Here is a 23,980-nt window from a genome sequence, read left to right on the forward strand (position 1 = left end):
GACGGTGTTCGTCTCCTCAGTTCATGGCCGGGCGGGCCGCCGACGGCTCGGTGGGCGCGGTGGGTTCGTCGTCCTGCACCAGGCGCAGGACCATGTTCACGGCCTCCGGTACGGCAGCGGCCACGGGACCGCTCAGGCCGATGCCCTCGTCGACGCGGTCGGGTTCGCAGCCGACGACCAGCGTGCGCCGCGGGGGGACACAGCCCGTCCCGGCGCACAGGGTCTCCAGCAGGGTCAGGACCGCGTCCGGGGTCATGCGGTGGCCGTCGAGCAGGGGTTCCTGCGGCTCGGTACGGCCTGGCCGGCCGGGCTCGATCAGATACAGCGTTCCGGGGTCGCCGCCGCGTCGGGTGGCATCGACCAGGATCAGCGTGTCGTAGCCGTCGAGGAGCTGGTAGGCGAGGTGGACGCCGCGCACTCCGATGTCCACCGCTTCGACATGGCCGGGCAGGGGGCCCGAGGCCAGACGTCGTACGGTCTCGACACCGAAGCCGTCGTCGCCGAGGAAGATGTTCCCGACGCCCGCGACCAGAGTCGTCGCTCTCTGTGCGCGGGGCGGTGTCATGCGTCCTCCAGAGGGGCGACCTCGTCGGGCTGGAAGTACAGGAACCGGCCCTGCTCGCGCCGGATGTCGGCGCCCGGATCGCCCTCCACGGTGACCGCGAGGTGCACTCCGCCGTCCACGTCGTGGAGCACCGCCTCGACCAGTGCGCTGCGGCCGCGCAGAAAGAGATCCTGGGCGTCGGTGCGGCGCAGGCCGGGACGCAGGAGTACGCGACTGCCCGCGCCCACCGAACGGCCGTCCACCAGGATCCGGTCGCGCGCCGGGTCGGCGCTGCCGTCGCTCGCCGGATCCCACCACGGCTGGTCCGGCAGGATCGGGTCGTCTGCGTCGGGTCCTTCCGGCACGGCGTCCGCCCGCGTGCCCGGTCCGGTGACCTCCCGCAGGGCCCGTACGGCGCCGTGAAGCCGCTCCAGGACCTCGGGGGGCATCGAGTCGGCCATGTCGATCACGGCGGCCGCGCGTTCGTCCGTTCCGCGGGCCTCGCGCTTCTCCTGGTCCGTCAGGGCGGCCGTGCGCAGGGCGAGGATCTCGTCGATCTCCGTGGAGTCGTACAGTGCTCCGGGGCTCTCCGGAGCGATGGCCGGGTGGTCCTCGAGGATGATCGGGGACGAGAGCACCAGGTCCGCGCGGCCCGGCTCCCCGGCGAGTACGGGCCAGGTGTGCAGGTTCCGGCAGCCCGCGACCGCGCCCCTGGCCCACTCGGGAGGATCCGTCATCGACAGGAACGAGCCTGCGCTCAGGCCCAGAAGGAGGTGGGTGGCCACCAGTGACCTGGGCAGCGCGGCGTCGCGGTCGGCGTCATCGGCGTCCGGTGTCCATGTGCTGGTGTTCTCCACGACGGCGGTGAGCCGCATCGCCCGGTAGGGGCCGTCGAGTTCGGTGGCGGACAGCCGCACGGCGCCACTGATCTCCTCGCAGCGGCGCACCAGGCGGCCCACGGTCCGGCCCTCGTCGTCGCGGACGGTTTCGTACTCCTGGCGTGCCGGGCGCGTGAAAGGTACGACGACTCCGTCGCCGGTGAGCCCGGCCACGGTGACGAGCGCTTCGACGCGTTCCTCCGCGCCCTCGTCCCAGGGGACCAGGACCCGGTCGGTGAGGTGGAGTTCGGGGACGGTCTCGAAGGTGCCGTCCTCGCAGAGCTGCTGCACGGTGCGCCGCTGGGCGTGCAGGAAGCGCACCTCGGCCGCGAGATTCGCGTCGGACTTCGGCTCCATGAGGCACTCGGTGTGCTGGAAGTCGTGCTCGTCGGCGGCTGCCGTCCAGGCGGGCGGGACGAGCACCCCGAACTGCCAGCGGAGCCGGTTCTTGGCCGCGGACGCGCGGTACGGGTACAGGACGTAGCCCTCGAAGAGGACGGCGTCGGCCACGCCGCGGGCGGCGGCGAAACGGGATTCCAGTGCGGGGGTGAGCGCGGATGCGGTCATTGCGCCGTCCTCTCGGCGAGTCCGGCGAGCCCGGCGTCTGCGCGTGCCCGGTCCGGCGGCAGGAGGGCCTTGGTCCCGGCCGCGTCGATGAGCGCCCGGACGGTCGCCTCCCAGGAGGGCAGTGCGTGCCGTGAGCGGAATGCGATCAGGTCGTTCATGGTGTCGCGGGGAAGGCGGATCCAGCCGCACCCGGGAAAGTGCTGGTCGACCATCTCCTTCCACACCGCGACCGGCATCCGGAAGGGTGCCTCCAGGTCCCAGGGCACCGGTTCGACCCGGAAGCCCGCACTGCCGGTGAAGGCGGTGCCGGAGAAGAGCATCAGGAGCGGCACCTCACCGTCCGTCAACGCGTTCGCGTACCGTGTCGCGGCGATCTCCAGGTCATAGGTGCAGGGCACGACGACGTCGGTCTCGGTCGCCCCGGTGAACGCCGGGACCATGACCGGGACCTGGGCGAACTGCAGGGGCTGGAGGGTGCTGCCCCAGCGTGAGCGCTCTGTGAACAGATCCGTCAGGCCTGCGGCCTCGGCGGGTTCGTAGCCGCGCCGGGCCGGTTCGATGCGGATCTGACAGCGCAGCGCGAGTGCGTGCACCGGCGTTTCTCCGGACGCGGTGATGCGCAGCCGGAAGACGAGGGTGGGGCCGGCGGCGTACGGGTCGGCGCGTACGCCGGTGCAGGTGAAGGTGAATTCCGTCATGGCCGCCGCTCCTCCTCTGCTGCCCCGGCCCGGCGTTCGATGTGTTCGAAGAAGGCCTGCAGATCGGCACGGGCCTCGGCTCCGCCGTCGAAGCCCTGCCACAGCAGGCGCATGCGTCCCACCAGCTCGTAGCAGATGTCGATCGGTACGAGATAGCACTGGGCCCGGCCCTCGGAGCGGCGCAACAGCAGTGCTTCCACATCGGGTTCGAGCAGTTGGGACAGGCGGCTGGTGCCGAGGACCGTCTGCCAGGTGGCGGGATCGAGTTCGCTCTCGGTGGCTCCGGCGGGGCTCGGGTAGAGCGCCACGAGCCGGTCCAGTGCGGCGTTGCGGAAGAAGAAGGCGACGCTGACCGGGATCTGCAGGAGCTCCCACGCGTTGTCGTCGAGCCGGTGGTCGCGGTCGACGAGGTAGCGGTCGGGGACGCTCAGGAACCTGCCGTGGGCGGCGCCGGGCCGTTCGAAGAGCAGGGCGCACGGGGTGCAGGCGCACGCGAGCGCACGCTGCTCAATGTCCACCAGGTGCCTGTGGCCGCCCTCGGTCACGGGCGCGCCGCAGAGTTCGCAGCGCTCCTGCCGGGGTTCGCGGGGTCCCGCGAACCGCCGCAGCGCGTGTACGCCCGAGGCGGGCGCGCTCACGGTGTCCTGGCCGGGGTCGGCCGGGCGGTTGCCGCGTGCTGCGGGGGGCGGGTGCCGATCTGGAGGAGTGCCGGTTCCGGGGTGGCGGTGGCGGACTCCATCTCGACCGTGGTCACCTCGGGTGCGAAGCAGGCCAGGGCGTTCTCGATGGATTTCTGTGCCGCCGACTCGCCGGTGCACCCGCAGCCGCCGGTGCCGGTGGTCCGCAGGCGCAGGGTGCCCGTGACCTCGTCGAAGGCCACCACCTCCACGGGGTCACGCACCGCGGCGAGGGCCCGCCCGATGCGTGCGCCGGTGTCCTCGGGGTGCAGGTCGTGCAGGACCAGCAGGCTCGACACGAGGTCGTCGCCCAGGAGTTCTTCCAGGGTGTCACCGGTTTCGCGGCCCGGTGCGGTCCGGAGCACGTCTAGGATCCGGGCCAGCCCGGCGCCGTAGAAGTCCATCAGGACCCGTACCAGTTCCTCGGCCGTCGCGGAGGCCTTGGGATCACCGGCTGCCGACAGCTGCTCCAGCACTTCCTCGATGCGCCGGCCGGCCTGCTCCGCATCGAGCGCCTTCACCGCTGCGCTCATCCGCCCAGTCCGCTCAGCCCGGTGGGGACGTGCATCTTCTGCACGGTCTTCCCTCCGCCGACGTACATGTGGACGCCGCACGGCAGACAGGGGTCGAAGCTGCGCACGGCGCGCATGATGTCGATGCCCTTGAAGTTGTCCGGCGGGTTCTCCTCGAAGATCGGCGTGTTCTGCACGGCGTCCTCGTATGGCCCGGGAGTTCCGTAGGTGTCCCTGGTGCTGGCGTTCCACGGAGTGGGCGGGTAGGGGTGGTAGTTGGCGATCTTGCCGTCCCTGATCACCATGTGGTGCGACAGCACTCCGCGTACGGCCTCGGTGAATCCGACGCCGATGCTCTCGTCCGGGACGTCGAACTTCTCCCAGGTCTGGGTGCGTCCGGCGCGGACCTCTTCGAGGCCCTTCTCGGCGCAGTGCAGCGCGATCGCGGCCGCGTACGCCTGGAAGTAGGTGCGGGCGCGGTTGCGTTCCAGCGCGTTGCTCCACTTCGGGATCTTCCACTCGAAGGTGGTCTCGGGCTTGGTCATCGTGCGCGGCAGGTTGATGACGACGCTGTGGCCGGTGGCCTTGACGTAGCCGACGTCGACGAGTCCGGACAGGGCGGTGGACCACAGCCGGGCGATGGGGCCGCCGCCGGTGTCCAGGGCCAGGTGGTCCTTGCCGTCGAACCAGCGCGGCGACATCACCCAGCTGTACTTGTCGTCGAAGTTCCGCTTCTGCGGCGCGGGGATCGTGTGCTGGTTCCACGGGTGGCGGGGGTCGACCGGATTGCCGAGCGGGTCATGGGTGACGAACTGCTCCTTGCCCTGCCAGTCGTCGTAGTACGAACTGCCGAGCAGGATGCGGATGCCGAGGTTGATCTCGGTCAGGTCGTTGGTGACCAGTTTGCCGTCCACGATCACACCGGGGGTGACGAACATCCTTCGTCCCCAGTCGCTCATGTTGGCGTACGTGAAGTCGCAGTGCTCGGGGTCGTTGAGCGCTCCCCAGCAGCCGAGCAGCACACGTCGGCGCCCGACCTCCTCGTACCCGGGCAGGGCCTCGTAGAAGAAGTCGAACAGGTCGTCGTGCAGGGGCACGACCCGCTTCATGAACTCGACGTAGCGCATGAGGCGGCTGAGGTAGTCCGTGAAGAGCTGGACGGAGGCGACCGTGCCCACACCGCCCGGGTAGAGCGTGGAGGGGTGCACATGTCGCCCCTCCATCAGGCAGAACATCTCCCGCGTGTAGCGGCTCACCTGGAGGGCCTCGCGGTAGAACTCGCCCTCGATGGGGTTGAGCGAGCGCATGATGTCGGCGATCGTGCGGTATCCGTGTTCCCCGGCGTGCGGCGCCTCGGTGCGCTCGGCGAGTTCCAGGACACCGGGGTTGGTCTCGCGGACCATCTTTTCGCAGTAGTCGACCCCGACCAGGTTCTCCTGGAAGATGTTGTGGTCGAACATGTACTCCGCGGACTCGCCGAGGTTGATGATCCACTCACCGAGGTGCGGCGGCTTCACCCCGTACGCCATGTTCTGCGCGTACACGGAGCATGTGGCGTGGTTGTCGCCGCAGATCCCGCAGATGCGGCTGGTGATGAAGTGGGCGTCCCGTGGGTCCTTGCCCCGCATGAAGACGCTGTAGCCGCGGAAGACCGACGAGGTGCTGTAGCACTCCGCGACCCGCTTCTGCTTGAAGTCGATCTTCGTATGGATGCCGAGACTTCCCACGATCCGGGTGATCGGGTCCCAGGCCATCTCCACCAGGCCGCTGCCGTCGCCGGCCGCCTTCGTTGTCGGTGCCATCGTGTGTGCCGTAGCCCTTCTGAGAAGCGTGAGGTGAAAACGTCACCGGAAGGTGTGGAAAGCGGTCGGTGTCCCGGGTCTGTTCACCACGGGGGCCGGTAGCCGGTGGTCAGCCGGTCCCTCTTGTGCCGCCACTTCGGCTCCTTGTCCACGGTCTTCGCCGTGATCGTCCGGAGCCGGCGGATGACCGCCCCGTACGCCCCGCTCGCGGTGCTGGAGAGCTTGGCGCCGGGCGGCTCGTCCATGAACGGCATGAACTTGTCGGGGAAGCCCGGCATGGTGCAGGCGATGCAGATGCCGCCGACGTTGGGGCAGCCTCCGATGCCGTTCATCCAGCCGCGTTTGGGTACGTTGCACTTGACGACGGGGCCCCAGCAGCCGAGCTTGACCAGGCACTTGGGCGAGTCGTAGGTCTGGGCGAACTCACCCTGCTCGTAGTAGCCGGCCCGGTCGCATCCCTCGTGCACGGTGGCGCCGAACAGCCAGGTCGGACGGAGCTTGTCGTCCAGCGGGATCATCGGAGCGGATCCCGCCGCCTGGTACAGCAGGTAGGTCAGGGTCTCGGAGAAGTTGTCCGGCTGGATCGGGCAGCCCGGCACGCACACGATCGGGATGCCGGCCTTCGACTTCCAGTCCCAGCCGAGATAGTCGGGCAGGCCCATGGCACCGGTCGGGTTGCCGGCCATCGCGTGGATGCCGCCGTAGGTGGCACAGGTCCCGATGGCGACGACGGCCAGGGCCTTGGGCGCCAGCCGGTCGATCCATTCGCTGGTGGTGATCGGCTGACCGGTCTCCGGGTTGTCGCCGAAGCCGCACCAGTACCCCTCCGGCTTGATCGTCTCGTTCGGGATGGAACCCTCGACGACCAGCACGAAGGGATCGATCTCGCCGCGCTCGCCCTTGAAGAACCACTCGATGAACGTGTCCGCGCCGCCCACCGGACCGCATTCGAAGTCGATCAGCGGCCAGTGGACCTCGATCCTGGGCAGACCGGGCAGCGCACCGGTCACGATCTCCTCGATGCTCGGCTGCATCGCGGCCGTCAGGGCCACCGAGTCGCCGTCACAGCTCAGCCCCGCGTTGATCCAGAGGATGTGGATCGGGGACTCTTCTGCGGTGGCCGCGGCAGGTGCGTCCACCGTGTTCGACGTTGCTGCATCCATGAGGATGCCTCCCTGGAAAGAGACACACGAAGGCCGACATATCGACCCTCACCGTTCTTGATAGCAAGCGCTCGGCCCGGGTACGGCATGGTGCGCCGCCAGTGCGGTGACGTCGGGCCCCTCGGCGGGCGGGCCTCCCGCGGTTCTGCGGGCCGCCGCGGCGAGGTGCCCGGGGCGGCCCGACGGGGGATCCTTGTGCACGAACGCACGCCGCAGCGCGTGGTAGGACGACCGGGGATCGAAGAAGGTCCGCCGCATCTCGGCCAGCTCCTGCTCCCGGTATTCGGCCAGGGGTCTGTAGGTCTCGTCTCGGTCCCGTTCGCCCTTCTTCGCCGCGATCCGTGCCCCTGTCGCGGGCGACGCGGCGAGCCGCGCCGCGAGCCGGGCGGCCTCGCCCGCGAACGACCGGGCGTCGCAGTCGAGCGTCCGGTCGGCCAGGCCGAGCCGCTCGGCGGTCTCGGCGCTCACCGGCAGCGCCTCGCCGGTGAGCCGCTTCGCGACCGCGTCCCCCACCCGGCGCGGCAACGTGTACGTCCAGTACTCGGAGCCGTACAGCCCCATCAGGCGGTAGTGCGGGTTCAGCACCGCCCCCGACCTGCACCAGACCTCGTCCGCGGCAAGGGCGAGCATCATCCCGCCCGCGGCCGCGTTGCCGCCCACGGCGGCGACCACCAGCCGGTCGGTGGTGGTCAGTACGGCCTCCACGAGGTCGTCCATGGCGTTGATATTGGCCCAGGACTCCTCGGCGGGATCGGCTGCGGCCTCGATGACGTTCAGGTGGATGCCGTTGGAGAAGAAGTCCCGGGTGCCGCCCAGGACCAGCACCGAGGTGGGCCGCCGGCAGGCCAGCCGGTAGGCGTCCAGCAGGCGTCGGCACTGCGCCGTGCTCATCGCACCGCCGGGGAAGTCGAACGAGAGGAAGCCGGCCTGCCCCTCCTCTCGATAGCCGATGTCGCTCCAGCCGCGTCCGTGCCCCCCGTCGAACAGCGGCGCAGGGTGCTCCGGCAGCGCGGGCAGACGCCCGGCGAGCGCCGTCACGGCGGGCAGTTTGAACGGGACAGGCCCTCCCGGTCTGCGACGGGGGCGCAGCTCGGGGATCCATACCGCGCCGTCGGTCGTCGCCCGGCAGACGGCCCCCGCCCGTACGGCCACCAGCTCGCCCGGCCGTCCGCACAGTTCGTGTTCCGGGTGTCCCCCGTGCAGAAACCATTCTTCCCCGAGCAGTTCGTCGCGCACGCCGGGCTGGGAGTCGGCGGCGCGCAGCTTGCGCAGGACCGTCTCCGTCGAGTCCGAATCCCAGTCGATGCGTCGGTGCTCCTGGCGGAGGTACGGCCGGGTGCGGATGCGCAACTCCTGGTCCCCGGCGGTCTGCGGACGAGGGACGTACGTACCGGACGCACAGCGCTCGACGGCGAGGTGTACGGCCCGCAGTGCCGCGTCAGAGACCTCGTTGCGGTACAGATCGCTCTTGCCCGCCACAGGCACCGAGAAGGTGGCCGACGCCCAGATGTCCCCGGCGTCCATCTCTTCGCCGGCCTGCAGGACGGTCACCCCCCATGTGTCCGCGCCGTCGTGGATGGCCCAGTCGAGGGACGAGGGCCCGCGGTCGCCCGGAGGCCCCGGGTGGACGACGAGGCAGGTGTGCGCCGTCCACACGTCCCGGGGAATGGCGGTCTTCAGCAACGGGGCCAGGATGAGGTCGGGCGCGAACTCGCGCACAGCCCTGCGGAGCGACGCGTCGCGCTCGGGCGCCTGCGGGGTTGCGAGTTCCACCGCCACGGTGTGGCCACGATCCCTCAGTTCGGCGTGAACACGCTGAGTGAGGCTGTTGAACGCGCTCGCCACGAGCAGGATGTGCACGACAATCTCCCAACGCCGGGCAGATCTGGCTGCTTGCGATGGTGGGGTACGCGGGCGGGCCTCCACCGGCGAACGGCCGTTAAGTCACCCGAAAGCGAACACATCGGCGACCAGTCAGTGGAACCACGGCGACGGGCCCCGCCCGGTCGGCGGACCGGACCGGGGCAGACCATCCCGGAACGGACCGGCCAGGACCGCACCGAGGGGCAAGTCGACTCAGGACCGATCCGCCTTCCGGGCCCAACTTCCCATCGGCTCAAGCCCATTCGACTCCGTACGGCACGACCCGCCCCGGCGGCCTGTTATCTTTGCGTGACTTCGCAAGGCAACTCTCGGTGATGCTTTGGCCTTTGCTGTGCTGGAGACGGCGAGGGCTGACCGCATGGTCGCCGTCCGCACCACCCAGGGCCCCAAAAGGGCGGCCGGGGCGGTGCGCGGCAGCCGGGACGAGCGATGACCACTACACGTGTACGGGCACGGTCGTAGTCTGCGGCCGGCCCGGCCTGTCATGGCTGGACGGAATGACACTGCACAACATATTCAGCAGAACGGCGCATGCCGCCCGGGCCGCGTTACTCCCCGGGCCCGGACCTCTGAAACAGATGAGACGTCTGAAACAGATGAAGCGCACGCGCCTGCGCCTGCCGCGCAGACCGGACTACCCGCGCACGGGACGACACGGCCTGCGAAGATGGGTGCCCTCGTGGCGGCTGGCCGCGGGCTCGTTCCTGACCTTCACCGCGACGCTCACGGCCGTGGTGACCATCGCCTACGCACGGACGGACATACCCGAGGACCTCAACGCGTTCGCCACCCAGCAGGACACCGTCTACTACTGGGCCGACGGCACTCCCCTGGCCCGTACGGGCTGGGTGAGCCGTCAGGAGATGCCACTGTCGAAGATTCCCGACGATGTGCGATGGGCCGTACTGGCGGCCGAAAACGCCGACTTCTACTCGGACCACGGCATATCGGCGCAGGGGATCACCCGGGCCCTGTGGCGCACGGCCGGCGAGGGAGACACCCAGGGCGGCTCGACCATCACCCAGCAGTACGTCAAGAACGTCTACCTCTCGCAGGACCAGTCCTTCTCCCGCAAGTTCACCGAGATGCTGCTCGCGGTCAAACTCGACCGCCACGTGAGCAAGGACAAGATCCTTGAGGAGTATCTGAACACCAGCTGGTTCGGCCGGGGTACCTACGGTCTCCAGCGCGCGGCCCAGGCCTATTACGGCAAGGAGGTCACCCAACTCGACGCGAGCGAGGGCGCGTTCCTCGCGTCCCTGCTCAAGGGGGCCTCGCTCTACGATCCCGCCGTCAGCCCCCGCAACCGTGAACGCGCCGTCGAACGCTGGCGGTGGACGCTGGACCGCATGGTGCAGATCGGCAGGCTGAGCCCGGCCGAGCGCGCCCGGTACACCACCTTTCCCGAACCGAAGCCGCCGCACAGGCCGAACAGCACGGCCGGGCAGGACGGCTACCTCGTCCAGCTGGCCGAGTCGTACGCCAAGCGTGCCGGGCACATCTCCGACGCACGCTTCGACCTCGGCGGCTACCAGATCTACACGACGTTCGAGAAACCGCGGATGACCGCTCTCGCCCGGGCCGTGCAGGATGCGCGCGACACGCTCGATCCCGAGCGGCGCAAGGCCGATCGCCATGTGCGGTTCGGGGCCTCGTCCGTTGCCCCGGACGGCCGGATTCTCGCCGTGTACGGCGGTCCGGACTTCGAGCGGCAGGCCTTCGACGAGTCCAACGCGGGTACGGTCCCGGCCGGTTCGGCGTTCACGCCGTTCGTCTATGCCGCCGCCCTGGAGTACGGCGTCGCACGCAGGCGCAACGGCCCCCGCACCGTGGTCACGCCCTCGACCGTGTACGACGCCGACGACGGCATTCCCGTCAGGACGCCCGAAGGCCCCTACTGGGACCGCAGCGGCAAGACGGTCAAGGGTCACAACGACGGCGACCGGTCCTACGGCCGCATCAGCCTCCATGACGCCATGGCGAAGGCCGCGGACTCCCCCTTCCTCCAGCTCGGCATGGATGCGGGACTGAAGCAGGTCCGCCGTACGGCCGAGGCATCCGGGCTCCTCCCGTCCAGCTTCGGTCCGCCCGTCCCCGCGTTCTCGATGGGCAACTCGACTCCGAGCGCCATACGCATGGCCGATGCGTACGGCATGTTCGCGGCCCACGGCATGCACACCGATCCGTACTCGGTAGGCAAGGTCACACACAACGGCGAGCCGGTCCGGCTGGATCTGCCGCGGGCGAAGCGCGCCGTGCGGTCCGCCGTGGCCGACGCGGTCACCGCAGCGCTGGCCCGGCCCACCGGTCAGGGCGCCGCCACCTCCGCCTCACCGGTCGCGGCGAAGGCCGGAACCACCGAGGACGACACCGCACGCTGGTACGTCGGCTACGACCGGGCCGCGTCCACGGCCGTCGTCGTATACCGCATGGACCTGGCGAAGTCCCTCGCGCCGCTGCCGCTCAAGGGGCTGGGCGGCGGCTCGGCGGCCGGCCGGAAGCTCCCGTCCCGGATCTGGAACACGTACACGGAAGCCATGACGAAGTGACAGAGATCAGAATCAAGACCGCTGTTCACCGGATACGGGCCCGCATGACGCCGCGTATGGTCCTGGGGCTCGCGGCCTGCTTGGTGGCGTCGGGTTCCGCGGCACTCATCCCGCTGTCGTCCGAGGACTCGTCGGACGGCCGCACCCCGCGACGGGGCACGAACACCGTCGCCGCACCGACGCCCACCGCGCAAAAGCATCGCGGGAGCGACGGAGAAAAGCCGGTCGAGGAGACGTGGGACGGGAAGGTCCGGATTCTCGGGGACGGCTCCACGTCCTACACCGGGCCGCAGCCGGGCCAGTTGAAGGCCGAGCGGCTCAAGCCGGGTGAGAAGCCTCCACAGTTCGTGGTGTTCTCGTGGGACGGTGCGCTGGAGGGCGACGATCACATGTTCTCGCGCTTCCGCCGCGCGGCGAAGGAGAGCAAGGCGCACATGACGTTCTTCCTCACCGGTATCTATCTGCTGCCGAAGGAGAAGAGGAACCTCTACGAGCCGCCCCAGCACAAGGCCGGAGCGGCAGCGATCTCGTACCCGACGCGCGAACACATCCGCATGACGCTGGAACAGCTCGGTGACGCCTGGCGGGAGGGCAACGAGATCGGGTCCCACTTCAACGGCCACTTCTGCGAGAAGAAGGGCGGCGGGGACTGGAGCACGAACGAGTGGATCAGCGAGATCAGCCAGTTCTACTCCTTCGTGCAGAACTGGAAGACGAACACCGGCTTCAAGGACCTCGATCCGCTGCCCTTCGACCCCACCCGTGAGGTCGTCGGCGGCCGGGCGCCCTGTCTCGAAGGCCAGAAGACCCTGTTGCCGGCGACCAAGCCATTCGGCTGGCGTTACGACGCCAGCTCCCCGGGAGACTTCCAGATCTGGCCGTCCAGGAAGAACGGCGTCTGGAACCTCCCGCTGCAGATGCTGCCGTTCCCGGGCAAGGACTTCCAGGTGCTGTCCATGGATTTCAACTTCCTCTACAACCAGTCGGAAGGCAGCACCGAGGGCGACCCCGCGCAGTACCGGACGTGGCGCGAGGAGGCACGCGATTCCTATGTCGCCGGATTCGAGCGGGTGTTCAACGGCAGCCGCGCACCGCTGTTCATCGGGAACCACTTCGAGGACTGGAACGGCGGGATCTACATGGATGCCGCCGAGGAGACGATGCGGGAGATCTGTCCGCGCAAGGAGGTGCGCTGTGTCTCCTTCCGCGAACTGACCGACTGGCTCGACGCACAGGACCCCGAGGTCCTCGCCCAGTGGCGGACGCTCGACCCCGCCCAGCCACCGGACTGGAAGCAGTAGGCGGGGCGTCGAGCCGGACGGGTTCGCTGCGTGCGGGCGTCCTCTGCGCCCGCGGTCAGTTCGCCTTCTCGACGAACTCGGTGGTGTACGTCTTGGCGAGATCCACCTCGGCGTTCTGCAGGTTCGGATTGAAGGCCTTCAGGACCCGCTCGACCGTCGCGGGGCCATCTGCGGGCATGACGCCGTCCGTGGTGAACATGGATGGGCAGCGTGCTCTTGATGGCCTGTGCGTAGAGGGCCTTGCCGCCGCCCTGGGCGTAGTCGGCGGGCATCTTCGCGGCGATCTCGTCGGCGCTGTGCGTGGACATCCACTTCAGCGTCCTGACGAAGGCGTTGGCCAGCTTCTGGACGGTCTCCTTGTGGCTGTTGACCCACTCGGTCTGCATGTAGAGGCTGGAGGACGGGTAGAGCCCGCCGAGCGCCTGCTTGGAGCCCTCGGGGGTCCGCATGTCGATGAGGATCCTGCCGAGCTTCTTGTCCAGGATGGTGGCGACCGTCGGATCGGTGGTCATGCTGCCCTGGATGGAACCCTGCTGGAGCGCGGAGATGAACGTCTGCCCCGCCCCGACGGCCACGGGCGTGAACTCGCTGGTCTTCACGTCGTTGCTCACCGCGAGGTACTTCGTCAGGAAGTCGGTCGAGGAGCCGAGGCCCGTCACTCCGAGCTTCTTGCCCTTGAAGTCCTTCGCCGAACCGATGTCTCCCGCCGCCTGGTTGGAGACGATCTCCACCTCGCCGGGAGCCTGGGAGAACTGGACGACCGACTCGACGTGCTTGCCCTTCACCTGAAGATCGAGGGTGTGGTCGTAGAAGCCCACCGTGCCCTGGACGTCCCCGGAGACGAGCGCCGTCTCGGCCTGGACACCCGCGGGCTCGGTCAGGAGCTGGACCGACACCCCCTCCTCCTTGAAGTAGCCGAGCCGCTCGGTCAGCATCGCGGGCAGGTAGATGACCTTGTCCAGGCCCCCGACCATGATCTTGACCTTGTCGTTCTTGCCACCGGAGGCCGAGGTGGAGTCGCCGCCGCAGGCGGTCAGGCTGGTCAGGGCGAGCGCGCTCGCGACGGCGACGGCCGAGATCCGGGTGGATGTACGCATCTGATTCACGTCCTTGTGAAGAAACAGTCGGGTGTGCGGAGTGCGGGGAGGGGCGGAGTGGGTTGGGCGTCAGCGGGCGGTGTCGGCCTCGGCCGGCTTCCAGCGGAAGAGCCGCTTTTCGAGGAAGGTCAGCAGGCCCTCGGCGAGCAGCGCGACAACGGCGAGGATGACCATCGCCGCGTAGACACCGGCGGCGTTGAACGTGCCCTGGGAGGCGGCGACCAGCAGTCCGAGCCCCTTCGTGGCACCGATGTACTCGCCGACGATGGCGCCGATGAGCGCGAAGCCGAAGCTGACGTGCAGGCTGGTGAAGATCCACGACGTGGCGGAGGGGATGACCACCTGCAGGGTCACCTGTCGGTTGCTGGCGCCCAGGATGCGGGAGTTGGCGACGAGATTGCGGTCGACCTCCCTGGCTCCCTGGAAGGCGTTGAAGAAGACGGGGAAGAACACGAGGACGACCGCGGAGGCGACCTTCGAGGCCGGGCCGAGGCCGAACCAGATGAGGAAGATCGGGGCGAGCACGATACGCGGCAGGGCGTTGAGCACCTTGATGTACGGGCCGAGCACATCGGCGGCGAAGCGCACCCGTCCCAGCGCGATGCCGAGCAGCACACCGCCGAGCACACCGATGACCCAGCCGAGCAGCGCCTCGTAGAGCGTGTACCAGATCTGCTCCCACAGGGAGCCCTGGGCGGTGCCGTCGACGACCCAGGTGCGGATCTGGTCCCAGATCTTCGACGGCATGGAGAAGTTGAACGGGTCGATGACCGCGGTGCGGGCCAGCCACTCCCACAGCCCGATGACGGCGATGAGCACGGCGACCCGGCTGCCGAGCACCAGGTACTTGCGGTTCCGGGCCGCCCGCGCCCTGGCCCGGGTGCGTTCGGTCCTGGTGACGGCGGCCTTCGCGGTAATGGTGTCAGGCGGCATCGAGGGCACCCCTCTCGCGGGTGATGCGGACCTCTTCGCCGAGCGAGGACCAGATCTCCCGGTAGATCTCGATGAACCGGGGCTCCAGGCGCACCTGCTACGGTTCTGCTCGTTCTGCTCGTGCTGCGACAACGAATGCGCCACGGGGCTAGCGGGCGCCCGCACAGCAGTTGGCCGGTGCACGCGCTCACAGCACTCCGCCAGGGCACGCAGACCGCAAGCGGCACGATCCGGCTCGTACCGGTCGGGATGATGTGGTCAGTGGCCGTCCGACAGGGCCGCGCGTGCGGCGGCGAGGATCTCGTCGGACAGGGGGTACTCCTTGGTCGCGCGGGCGAGGATCAACGCGCCGACCATGGTGCAGAGCCGGGCGATGCCGTCCTCGTCGTCCGTGGCCAGCCAGCTCGCGAAGTCGCTCACCCCTTCGGCGTAGGCGCGGTGGGCGACAGCGTTGCCGGGGTCGCGTGCCATGTCGACGGCGAGCCCGGCAGCGGCGCAGCCTCCTGCGGCGTTGTCGCGGTGCCGGGCGGAGAGGTAGTAGTCGATCAGGGCCCGCTGGGCGGCATCGCGCTGCTCGTCGTTCCCATCGAATCCAGCCGAGCGCCCCTGAGTCTGTTCATCGAAGGCGTGGGCGGTGGCCTCGTCGATGAGGTCCTCTTTGGAGTCGAACTGCTTGTAGAAGCCGCCGTGGGTCAGTCCGGCCGCCTTCATGAGGTCGGCGACGCTGACGCCGGTGCCCTGGTCACGGAACAGCCGCGAGGCGGTGGCCACGACCCGCTTCCGGTTCTCCTGTGCCTGAGCCTGTGATACGCGGCCCATCGGGCCACCTCCTCCAATGGATGACGGTTGCCATCTATTCTAGGCCGTGCTTAGATTATTAACGACATCTAATTCTGCCTGGGAGAAAACAATGGACCTCAAGGACGCTGTCGCAGTGGTCACCGGTGGCAACCGAGGGCTGGGCCGCCAGCTGGCCGTGCAGCTTCTGGAGCGTGGAGCGAAGGTGTACGCGGCCGCGCGCCGTCCCGAGAGCGTGGACGTGGACGGCGCGATCCCACTGCGCCTGGATCTCGCCGACGCGGACTCCATCCGGGCCGCCGCCCGTATCGCCTCTGATGCGACGGTGCTGGTGAACAACGCCGGGATCTTCACCCCCACCCCGCTGATCGGGGGCGACCTGGATGAAGTGCGGCAGGACATGGAGACGAACTACTTCGGACCGCTCGCGGTGGCCCGGGCCTTCGCACCGGTCATCGAGGGCAACGGCGGCGGCTCCATCCTCAACGTCCTGTCGGTGCTGTCATGGGTGCACCCGGCCGGTTTCGGCGCCTACTCCGCCTCCAAGGCCGCCGCATGGTCCCTGACGGACTCGATCCGCGAGGAGCTGGCACCGCGCGGTATCGCGGTCACGGCTCTGCACGTCGGATACATGGATACCGACATGGCCCGCCATGTCCCCGCCGATCAGAAGATCAGCCCCGCCGCGGTCGCCGCCCAGGCACTCGACGGGCTCGAAAAGGGTCTCCCCGAAGTCCTCGCCGACGAGGTCACCCGGCAAGTCAGGTTGAACCTGGCCACGGCACCGACCGCCGCCTGACCCGCGACCCTCGAAGCGACACCCCCCCACAAGCACCGGAGATCCACCATGGCGCCCCTTGTCGGTTCGGCCCCCGAGCGCGAGCAGTCATCACCTGCGGCAGCCGGGCAGGCCACCCCGCGCACGCCGAGCAGCGGCGGGCCGGGGCCACGGCCGCCGGTGCGGGCATGGTTGCAGCCCGCCGTGATCGCGCTGGTCCTGGCCGCCGCCTTCATCGGCTGCTACGTCGGTCTTCAGCGTGACCCCCAGCCGCACGGACTTCCCATCGCTGTCGCCGGGCACAGCCTCGCGGGAGAAATCGAGCATGCGCTCGGCGACAGCGTCTCGGTGCGTCCGGCGGTCAGTGCCGGTGCGGCCCACCAGGCACTTGAGCGGCACGACGTCGTGGCCGCACTCAGCGACACGGGCGGCCGCGACCGGTTGCGGCTGGAGGTGGCCGGGGCGGACGGACTGTCCACCACCACCGCCGTGAAGAACTTGATCACCGCCTACGCCGGCGGCTCGGGCAAGCACGTCACCACGGCCGACGTCGTGCCGCTGGCCCATTTCGACGGGCGCGGCCTGGCCGGGTTCTACATGGCGTTCGGCGTGACCCTGGCCGGCTTCGTCCTCGGCCAGAACACCCTGGGTCTGGGGCATCTGCTCCACCTGCGCCACCGGTTCCGGCTGATCGCGGGCGTCTCGGCGGCCACCGGCCTCCTCGCCACCGTCATCGCCGGACCCGTCCTGGGAGCGGTTCCCGCGCCGATCGTCCCGCTGGCGTTCACGCTGACGCTGCTGGCGGCTGCCGCGGCATTCACCACCAAGCTGCTGGGCACCTATCTCGGCCCCGTCGGCGTCCCCGTCGCCACCCTGCTGCTCCTCACCGTAGGCAACTCCACAAGCGGTGCCACCATCGGTGCCGATCTGCTGCCGGCCGCGGCCCGTGCCGTATCCGCACTGCTGCCGCCGGGTGCCGCGGTACGGGCCATCACGGACCTGAGCTACTTCCACGGTGCACACACCGCGCTCCCCCTGCTCACGCTCGCCCTGTGGGCCGTGGTGGCGGCGCTGCTGGTGAGCCTCCGCCCTCGCCTGCGCCTCAGCCGCACTCGGGCGCTCGTCTGAGTACCGAGAGTGTCAGGCGCGGGGGCGTGCCGCACGGATGCATGAGATGAAGGGATTCAGCATGCGAGAACTCTGACTCGGAAGGAAACGCACCGATGGTTACCAGCGACCTCGTTCTCGTCACGGGAGCCGGTGGCGGCACGGGCGGCGTGAGCCGCATCGTCCTCGACTCGCTCCTGGACCAGGGAGTGCCGGTGCGCGCGATGGTGCACCACGACGACCATCGCGCCGACGAGCTGCGCACACTCGGCTCCGAGGTGGTCGTCGGCGACCTCACCCGGCCTGCCGATGTCGCCGCCGCCCTAGACGGCGTCGGCCGGATGTACTTCAGCATGAGTGTGTCGCCGGACTACCTGCTGGCCGCGACCGTGGTGGCCACCGTCGCACGCGAGCACGGCGGGCTCGACTGTCTGGTGAGCATCTCGCAGATGACGGTGTCCCAGATGACCGCCACCAGTACCAGCGAGTCGCACCAACAGCGGCTGCACTGGCTCTCCGAGCAGGTGCTGAACTGGTCGGGCCTGCCGGTGGTACATGTGCGGCCCACGATGTTCCTCGACAACCCGCTCTTCACCACGCTCGCCGCGCGCTCGATCCAGGAGAACGGCACGCTCGCCCTGCCGTTCGGCACGGGCCGCACGTCGCCCGTGTCGTCGGCCGACGTGGCACGGGTGGTCGTGACCGTGCTGCGCGACCCGGCACCCCACCTGGGTCACGTCTACGAGCTGACCGGGCCGCGCACGCTGGACATGAACGGCGTGGCGGAGGAGTTCTCCCGGGGGCTGGGCCGCCCGGTGTCCTATGTGGACGTCCCGCCGGACCAGTGGACGGCATCGGTGCTCTCCGAGGCAGGACTTTCGCCGCACACCCGGCAGCACATCGAGACCATGGCGCGGTTGCACCGGGAGAACCGTTACGACCGCGCGACCCACGACGTCGAACGCCTCACCGGTCAACCGGCGCAGACGATCGAGTCGTTCGTGGCCGCGCGAAGGGACTTCTACCTCGGCTGAGGCAACGCCGGAACCGTCCGCGGCACCCGCCCTGGTACGTTCGACGACGGGTCGCTGTGCTATCCAGGGGCAGTGACGACGACTTCCAGGATCTCCAGTAGGCCCTTCGACGCGGTGTTGTGCGACCTCGACAACGTCATCCGCTTCTACGACACGACTCATCTGGCGGAGCTGGAGCGTGGTGCGGGGCTAGCGGAAGGGACGACCGAGCGGGTGGCGTTCACGCCGGAGACAGACCTGCCGTTGCTCCTCGGCGCGATCACCGAACAGCAGTGGGTGGAGTCCATCGTGATCGGCCTCGCAGGCCAGGTGCCGGAGATACAGGCGCGCGAGCTGGCTACAGCGCTCGCCGAGGCACCGTTCCGGGTCGACAACGTTGTGGTGGCCATGCTGCACCAGGTGCGGGCACACATGCCCTTGGTTCTGGTCACCAACGCGACCGTGAAGCTGGAGGACGACCTGGCGTCGTTGGATCTGGCGGATTTCGCGGACCACATCGTCAGCAGCGCCCGGGTAGGCGTGGCCAAGCCGGACCGGAGGATCTACGAGACAGCGGCCGAGCAGGCCGGTGTCACCATGGACCGGTGCCTCTTCGTGGATGACCGGCTCGAAAACGTCGAGGCCGCAGTGGCGCTCGGGATGACAGGCGTGCACTACCGCGAACCTGCCGACCTCCGTGGGCCGTTGGGCCTCATGCTGGACGCTTACCTGCTGGACGGCTGAGACCGCAGCGAACAGTCTCAACGATGTCGGCGAGCAACGCATTCAGGCCGTGGCGTCGGGCAGGGCCTTGAGGAACTCATCGGTGGTGAGGATGGCGTGCGCGTAGGTGGGGGCGTTCACCTCGAACGTCGCCTGCATCTCCTCGGCATGGAAGGCTGCGATCGCGTCCTTGACGAGGGTGACGTGGTAGCCGAGTTCCTGGCCGAACCGGGCCGTGGTGTCGATGCAGGTGTTGGCCCGCATCCCGATCAGCACGATGCGCGAGATCCGGTGCTGCTTGAGGAGCAGGTCGAGGTCGGTGTTGGCGAACCCGCTCGCCGACCAGTGCTCGTGGACGTGGATCTCGCCCTCCTGCGGCTGGAAGTCGGGATGGAACTCTCCGCCCCAGGAGCCCTTTTCGAAGACCTTGGCGTCCCGTGTCCTCTCCTGGGACGCGGACAGGTGCGCCCAGTCGGCGTAGTCGCCGGGCGCGGTGCGACGGTGCGCGACGAAGAAGGTGCGGATGCCGCGCTCACGGGTGGCGGCGAGCACCTGCCGCATGTGGTCGAGCAGGTTCACGCTCTCGGCCACCTCCTTTGCGCGCGGCCACAGCTTTCCCCCCTCGGACAGAAAGTCGTTGTAGGGGTCCACCAGCAGGAGCGCCGTGTGCGAGGCGTCGTAGCCGTCATTGGTCATTGCGTGTACCTCTTGCCTCTTGTCGCTTGAGTGCCACGGGTCAGGTGCCCATATCCGCGGGGGTTCCGGGGTCGGCCGACGCACTCGGTTCCGGGTGTCCGCCGGGGCGCGCCAGTCGTTTCCCATTCTCAGGCGGGCGACCACTTCCCGCACACCGGCGTACAGCATGGTGTCGCCGTTGATCCACAACAGACCGTGGCGACCCGGACAGGGGCGGGGCCGCCGGCTGCGGCCCCGCCCCTGTGGTCATGCGAGATCAGATACGCCCCACGGGGCTCACTTGAGGCCGAAGGCCCGGGCGATGGTCTGGGCGACACTGTTGCCCCGGGCGTCGTCAGCGGTGGCGCGCAGGGTGACGAACTTCGCTGTGCGAGGGGCGTCGATGCTGGTGCGCCATCCACCGGCGGTGCGCTTCAGGGAGGCGCGGTGCCAGGTGCTGCCGTCGTCGTAGGAAACCTGGAGGGTCACCGTACGGATGTCGGCCGTGTCCACCGAGGCGGACAGATGGGATGCGGAGATGGTGAGGCCGGCGTGGCGCTTCGCCCTGCCGGCCGTGTCGGTGTCGATCGCGTAGTCGAGCTGGATCAGCGGCAGTTGGGCCACCTCTCCCGTGCCGCCCGCCCCGGAGGTGAAGCCCCATTCGGTACGTGTGTCCGTGGAGTAGGGAGCGGCCCAGGTACCGCGGGAGTTCTCCGACACCAGACGGTAGGGAAGCCGGGCGGGGTTCAGGCCGGGGACGATCATCCCGAGCTGGTAGCGGGTGGTCTCCTGCACCAGTGTGGCGCCCTGGTAGAGCTTGAGGATGTTGTTGGCGTCGAAGTTGCCGTACGTGTCCCCGAGGTGGCCCGCGCCCGAGTCGCCCCAGCCTGCGACGTAGGCGTACAGGGTGTTGTCCTGGCGCACCGGGGCATCGCCGTTGCGCAGGCGGGGCCGCTGGACGGGGCCGAACCAGTGGACCTCACTGGTGCTTCCGGCACGGTAGGTCGCCGGGTTCCCGTACTGCTGCTGTTCGCTCGCGATGAGGGTCTGGTCCGACCACTGCTCCCCGGCGGTGACCCAGTCGACGCGCTCGCCGAGTGCCGGGGCGTTGGAGGGGTTGAGGCTGCTGGATCCGGACCGTGCGACGTCGTTGCGGTACTCCATGGCCTTGCCGGCCCGGAAGTTGCGGAAGGAGACGTTGATGCGGGCCAGTTCGCGTGAGGTGGGCCGGTAGGTGAGGTCCGTCGGGATGGCGCCGAGGTAGTCGTGGACCAGGTCGTAGACGTACTCGGTGGTCGGGTTGGAGGTGACGTCGAGGGTGGTGCGCCGGTGCCCGAGCCCTGTGATCAGCGCCTCGCCCTCGTTGTGGGTGAGGGTGGCCACGGTCAGCGGCGCGGGGTTGGGCGGCATCCAGGGCGAATCGTTCCAGGGCTCCAGGCGCCCGTCGCCGTCGTGGACGACGAGGAGCAGCTTGGCGCCCGCGGCGGCGGCAGCTGCGGCCTGTTCCTCCACGGCGACGGTGTTGTTGCGGCGTACGACGACGGCCTTGCCGCGTGCGTTCAAGGAGGTGTACTCCGCTGAGGCACCCTCGCCCGCGAACACGGCATCGAGGCGGTGCTTGCCCTTGGGGAGCGGGGTCGCGCCGCGCTGGACCCGCAGGTCGTCGTACGCACGGGTGCCGGAGGCCACCGTCAGAGCGGGCTGCTGGAGCCGCCACCGGGTGCCGAGCTGGAACTCTCCCTCACTGACCTTCTTGCCGGTGGGAAGGGTCCAGACGCTGTCGTAGGACAGGGTGGGCAGCCGTGAGGAGGACGACCAGTCGTCGTCGGCGAAGCCCCGGTAGGCCTCCAGCCGGGAGCCGTCCGGAGTGCTCGGCCTGGGGGCCACGGCGATGACCTGACGGGCGCGTGTGGCGTCGAAGACGGCGGTGCGGTCCTGGTCGAGTGCGATGTCGGAGAGTGTCAGCAGGCCGAGGCCGATCGAGCGCGGCCCGTGGGTTCCTTCGAGGTCGGCGTCCAGCCACGCGGTGTAGGCGCCGGGCGGCAGGCGCAGGTCCAGGGTGCCGGACTCGTCGATCCGTACCGGCAGCCAGAACTTCTTCGCCGTCAGGATGACGGTGCCGCCGATCGGCTTGCCGCCGCGGTCCTTGGCCTTGAGCGTCAACTGGTGGCGCTCACCCTCCCTGCCTGCGCCGATCATGGTGCGGGCGCGGACCGTGCCGGAGAAGTCGGTCGCCTTCAGGGAGCCGGCGAGCACCCGGTCCACCGGCACCTGGTCGATGTGGGCGGTCACGGTCACCGACGCGGTGCCGTGTGCGGGCACGGTGAGTTGTGGAGCCGAGAGGGTGAACAGGCCGGGGGCGTCGGCGACGTCCGCCGAGAGGTTCAGGGTGAGCGGGGTTGCGGCGGTGTTGGTGTAGGTGATCTGCCGCTCGGTGGTCGTGCCGGGCTTCGTGGGCCAGGTATGGAAGCCGAAGTAGGCGCTGCCGGTGGCGAACACGGTCGCATCCGTGGCCGCGGCGATGTCCATGCGGCCGCTGCCGGCCTCGTCGGCGCTGTACTGCGGGGTGGGTCGGGTGGTGCTGACCAGGGCGTCCTTGAGCTGCCGGCCGGTCCAGTCCGGGTGCTGGGCGGCCAGCAGCGCGGCGGCGCCCGCGACGTGCGGGGTGGCCATGGAGGTGCCGCTCATGGTCTGGTACCAGCCCTCGCCCTCCGGGGCGTGCTGGGAGCGGGCCGCCAGGATGTCGACGCCGGGAGCGGTCAGGTCCGGCTTGATGCCGCCGTCCCCCGCCCGGGGGCCACGGCTGGAGAAGTCGGCGAGGGCGTCGGAGCCGTCCACGGCGCCGACGGTCAGGGCGGCATCGGCCGCCCCCGGCGCACTCACCGAGTACGGGCCGGGACCGGCGTTGCCCGCGGCGATGGTGAACAACGCGCCGGTCTCGGCGCTGAGTTCGTTGACAGCCATGCTCAACGGGTCGGTCCCGTCGGTGGGGCCGCCGCCGAGGCTCATGCTGATGATCTCGGCGTGCTGCTCGCGGGCGGCCCACTCCATGCCGGCCAGCACCCAGGAGTCCTGGCCCGAGCCGTCGTCGGAGAGGACCTTGCCTATGTGCAGGTCCGCCATCGGGGCGACGCCCCGCTCCTTGCCGTCGGAGGCCGCTCCGGTTCCGGCGATGGTGGAGGCGACATGGGTGCCGTGGCCGTTGCCGTCCTCGACCGACTCCCCCGGGACGAAGTCCTCGGTGGCGGTGATGCGTTCGGCCAGATCGGGGTGGGTCGTGTCCACGCCGGTGTCCAGGACCGCGACGTCCACACCCTTGCCGGTGTTCCCGGACGCCCACACCTGCGGCGCGCCGATCTGCGCGGTGCTGTCGGCGAGGGCCGCCTTCACCTTGCCGTCCAGCCAGACCTTGGCGATTCCGGCGCTCAGAGCGGGCCGCTCGCCCGCCTTGCGGGCCGTCGCACCGGCGTCCGCGCCGCCCGTGATCGACGACCAGAAGACGGCGGTACGGTCCGCGCCCAGAGCCGCTCCCTGGATGCTGTCCAGAGTGCGGACCTTGCGCGCACCCCTGGGTACCGGCAGAGCGCGCGAACGTGCGGCGGCGTCGGTGTAGGTGACGATCAGTGGGAGACGGTCGCGGTGGGCGTCGTCGTAGCCGTCCGCAATGAGCCGGGTGATGTTGAACAGCTCCCGGTCGACCAGTCCGGACGCGACGTAGCGCAGCGCGCTGTGCGGGTAGACGTAGGTGTCCTTGCCGGCACGGTGCGTCTCGAATCCGATGTACCGGCCGTCCGGGCTCTGCACCGACCGGCTCGCGGTGCCGTCGGCGGCCGTGGTGGCAGTGACCTTGTCACCAGTGATCAAGGTGATCGTGCGGGAGGATCCATGAGCCGCGGGATATACGAATGCGGGCGCAGATGCAGATGCCGTCGGGGACGGCGACACGGGCGAGCTGGGTGACGCGGCCAGGGCAGGGGAAACGGTGAGTACCGCCGTGGCTGCGCACAGCGCTGTCAACCCGCGTCTGCGGGTGGGCACGAGGGACAAAGGGACCCCATCAGGTGGAATCGAGTGGGACTTTGAGGATTATGGCGATCACTCCTGCCCATCCCCCGGGTCCGGCCTGGCGCGGTTGTGTCATGTCCGAGAACGGACGTGACAGGCACGGGCGGTTTGCACCTTCTCGGACTGTCGCACGAGCGCCGTGACCGGGTGTGACCAGGCACGGCGCTCTTCGGCCGGGCAATCGTCAGAAGGTCATGCTCCGGGAGCCCAAGACCC

At 69.4% G+C, this 23,980-nt stretch carries 18 protein-coding genes and 2 pseudogenes; 6 read left to right on the top strand and 14 right to left on the bottom strand.

Annotation, left to right across the window (positions count from 1 at the left end; translation table 11 throughout):
- Positions 1–16: 16 nt before the first annotated feature.
- The 8 genes from OG507_RS02610 to OG507_RS02645 form a co-directional block, all read right to left on the bottom strand.
- Complete coding sequence (locus tag OG507_RS02610; protein ID WP_327365468.1) at positions 17–565, bottom strand: hydrogenase maturation protease; 549 nt, start codon at positions 563–565, stop codon at positions 17–19.
- Positions 562–1,989, bottom strand: a complete 1,428-nt coding sequence (locus OG507_RS02615) for a hypothetical protein (RefSeq protein WP_327365469.1) — start codon at positions 1,987–1,989, stop codon at positions 562–564. Before OG507_RS02615 ends, OG507_RS02610 begins: the two co-directional genes overlap by 4 nt.
- Entirely contained in the window at positions 1,986–2,687 is a 702-nt protein-coding gene (locus OG507_RS02620) for a DUF6084 family protein (RefSeq protein ID WP_327365470.1), read from the bottom strand. Before OG507_RS02620 ends, OG507_RS02615 begins: the two co-directional genes overlap by 4 nt.
- Positions 2,684–3,325 carry a DUF5947 family protein gene (locus OG507_RS02625; protein ID WP_327365471.1) on the bottom strand — a complete coding sequence of 214 codons (642 nt, stop codon included), beginning with the start codon at positions 3,323–3,325 and terminating at the stop codon, positions 2,684–2,686. The genes OG507_RS02620 and OG507_RS02625 overlap by 4 nt, the downstream gene beginning before the upstream one ends.
- Positions 3,322–3,897, bottom strand: coding sequence for a hypothetical protein (locus OG507_RS02630; protein ID WP_327365472.1), 576 nt, complete (start codon positions 3,895–3,897; stop codon positions 3,322–3,324). Before OG507_RS02630 ends, OG507_RS02625 begins: the two co-directional genes overlap by 4 nt.
- On the bottom strand, positions 3,894–5,678 hold the full coding sequence (locus OG507_RS02635; protein WP_327365473.1) for a nickel-dependent hydrogenase large subunit: 1,785 nt from the start codon (positions 5,676–5,678) through the stop codon (positions 3,894–3,896). The genes OG507_RS02630 and OG507_RS02635 overlap by 4 nt, the downstream gene beginning before the upstream one ends.
- An 83-nt stretch (positions 5,679–5,761) precedes the next feature.
- The gene (locus tag OG507_RS02640; RefSeq protein WP_327365474.1) at positions 5,762–6,841 is read right to left on the bottom strand and encodes a hydrogenase expression protein HypE; all 1,080 of its coding nucleotides are present in this window, start codon (positions 6,839–6,841) and stop codon (positions 5,762–5,764) included.
- A gap of 48 nt (positions 6,842–6,889) precedes the next feature.
- Positions 6,890–8,701 carry a hydrogenase maturation protein gene (locus OG507_RS02645; protein WP_327365475.1) on the bottom strand — a complete coding sequence of 604 codons (1,812 nt, stop codon included), beginning with the start codon at positions 8,699–8,701 and terminating at the stop codon, positions 6,890–6,892.
- 602 nt (positions 8,702–9,303) lie between these two features.
- Between OG507_RS02645 and OG507_RS02650 the strand changes: the two genes are divergently transcribed.
- Entirely contained in the window at positions 9,304–11,274 is a 1,971-nt protein-coding gene (locus OG507_RS02650; protein WP_442810931.1) for a transglycosylase domain-containing protein, read from the top strand.
- Complete coding sequence (locus tag OG507_RS02655; RefSeq protein WP_327365478.1) at positions 11,271–12,575, top strand: hypothetical protein; 1,305 nt, start codon at positions 11,271–11,273, stop codon at positions 12,573–12,575. Before OG507_RS02650 ends, OG507_RS02655 begins: the two co-directional genes overlap by 4 nt.
- Before the next feature lie 55 nt (positions 12,576–12,630).
- On the opposite strand, the pseudogene OG507_RS02660 reads toward OG507_RS02655, so the two are convergent.
- The 4 genes and pseudogenes from OG507_RS02660 to OG507_RS02675 all read right to left on the bottom strand — a co-directional run bounded on the left by OG507_RS02660 (position 12,631) and on the right by OG507_RS02675 (position 15,424).
- Positions 12,631–13,672: pseudogene (locus OG507_RS02660) on the bottom strand (ABC transporter substrate-binding protein).
- A 69-nt stretch (positions 13,673–13,741) separates the two neighbouring features.
- Complete coding sequence (locus tag OG507_RS02665; RefSeq protein WP_327365479.1) at positions 13,742–14,605, bottom strand: ABC transporter permease; 864 nt, start codon at positions 14,603–14,605, stop codon at positions 13,742–13,744.
- Positions 14,595–14,699, bottom strand: a pseudogene (locus OG507_RS02670) (ABC transporter ATP-binding protein); the annotation flags it as partial. The gene OG507_RS02665 and the pseudogene OG507_RS02670, both read right to left, overlap by 11 nt.
- A 164-nt stretch (positions 14,700–14,863) precedes the next feature.
- The gene (locus OG507_RS02675) at positions 14,864–15,424 is read right to left on the bottom strand and encodes a TetR/AcrR family transcriptional regulator (RefSeq protein WP_327365480.1); all 561 of its coding nucleotides are present in this window, start codon (positions 15,422–15,424) and stop codon (positions 14,864–14,866) included.
- A 91-nt stretch (positions 15,425–15,515) separates the two neighbouring features.
- Between OG507_RS02675 and OG507_RS02680 the strand changes: the two genes are divergently transcribed.
- The 4 genes from OG507_RS02680 to OG507_RS02695 all read left to right on the top strand — a co-directional run bounded on the left by OG507_RS02680 (position 15,516) and on the right by OG507_RS02695 (position 19,045).
- Positions 15,516–16,202, top strand: a complete 687-nt coding sequence (locus tag OG507_RS02680; RefSeq protein WP_327365481.1) for an SDR family oxidoreductase — start codon at positions 15,516–15,518, stop codon at positions 16,200–16,202.
- A 48-nt stretch (positions 16,203–16,250) separates the two neighbouring features.
- Entirely contained in the window at positions 16,251–17,309 is a 1,059-nt protein-coding gene (locus tag OG507_RS02685; RefSeq protein WP_327365482.1) for a hypothetical protein, read from the top strand.
- 95 nt (positions 17,310–17,404) lie between these two features.
- Positions 17,405–18,322: an NmrA family NAD(P)-binding protein gene (locus tag OG507_RS02690; RefSeq protein ID WP_327365484.1), complete on the top strand. Its 918-nt coding sequence runs from the start codon at positions 17,405–17,407 to the stop codon at positions 18,320–18,322.
- 72 nt (positions 18,323–18,394) lie between these two features.
- Positions 18,395–19,045 (top strand): HAD-IA family hydrolase, encoded by a 651-nt coding sequence (locus tag OG507_RS02695; protein WP_327365485.1) that lies wholly within the window; start codon positions 18,395–18,397, stop codon positions 19,043–19,045.
- A 42-nt stretch (positions 19,046–19,087) separates the two neighbouring features.
- Here OG507_RS02695 and OG507_RS02700 read toward each other — a convergent pair whose 3' ends face one another.
- Entirely contained in the window at positions 19,088–19,720 is a 633-nt protein-coding gene (locus tag OG507_RS02700) for an isochorismatase family cysteine hydrolase (RefSeq protein ID WP_327365486.1), read from the bottom strand.
- A 276-nt stretch (positions 19,721–19,996) separates the two neighbouring features.
- Positions 19,997–23,563 (bottom strand): S8 family peptidase, encoded by a 3,567-nt coding sequence (locus OG507_RS02705; protein ID WP_327365487.1) that lies wholly within the window; start codon positions 23,561–23,563, stop codon positions 19,997–19,999.
- Positions 23,564–23,980: the final 417 nt, after the last annotated feature.

This window comes from Streptomyces sp. NBC_01217 (assembly GCF_035994185.1).
Taxonomy (GTDB): Bacteria; Actinomycetota; Actinomycetes; order Streptomycetales; family Streptomycetaceae; genus Streptomyces.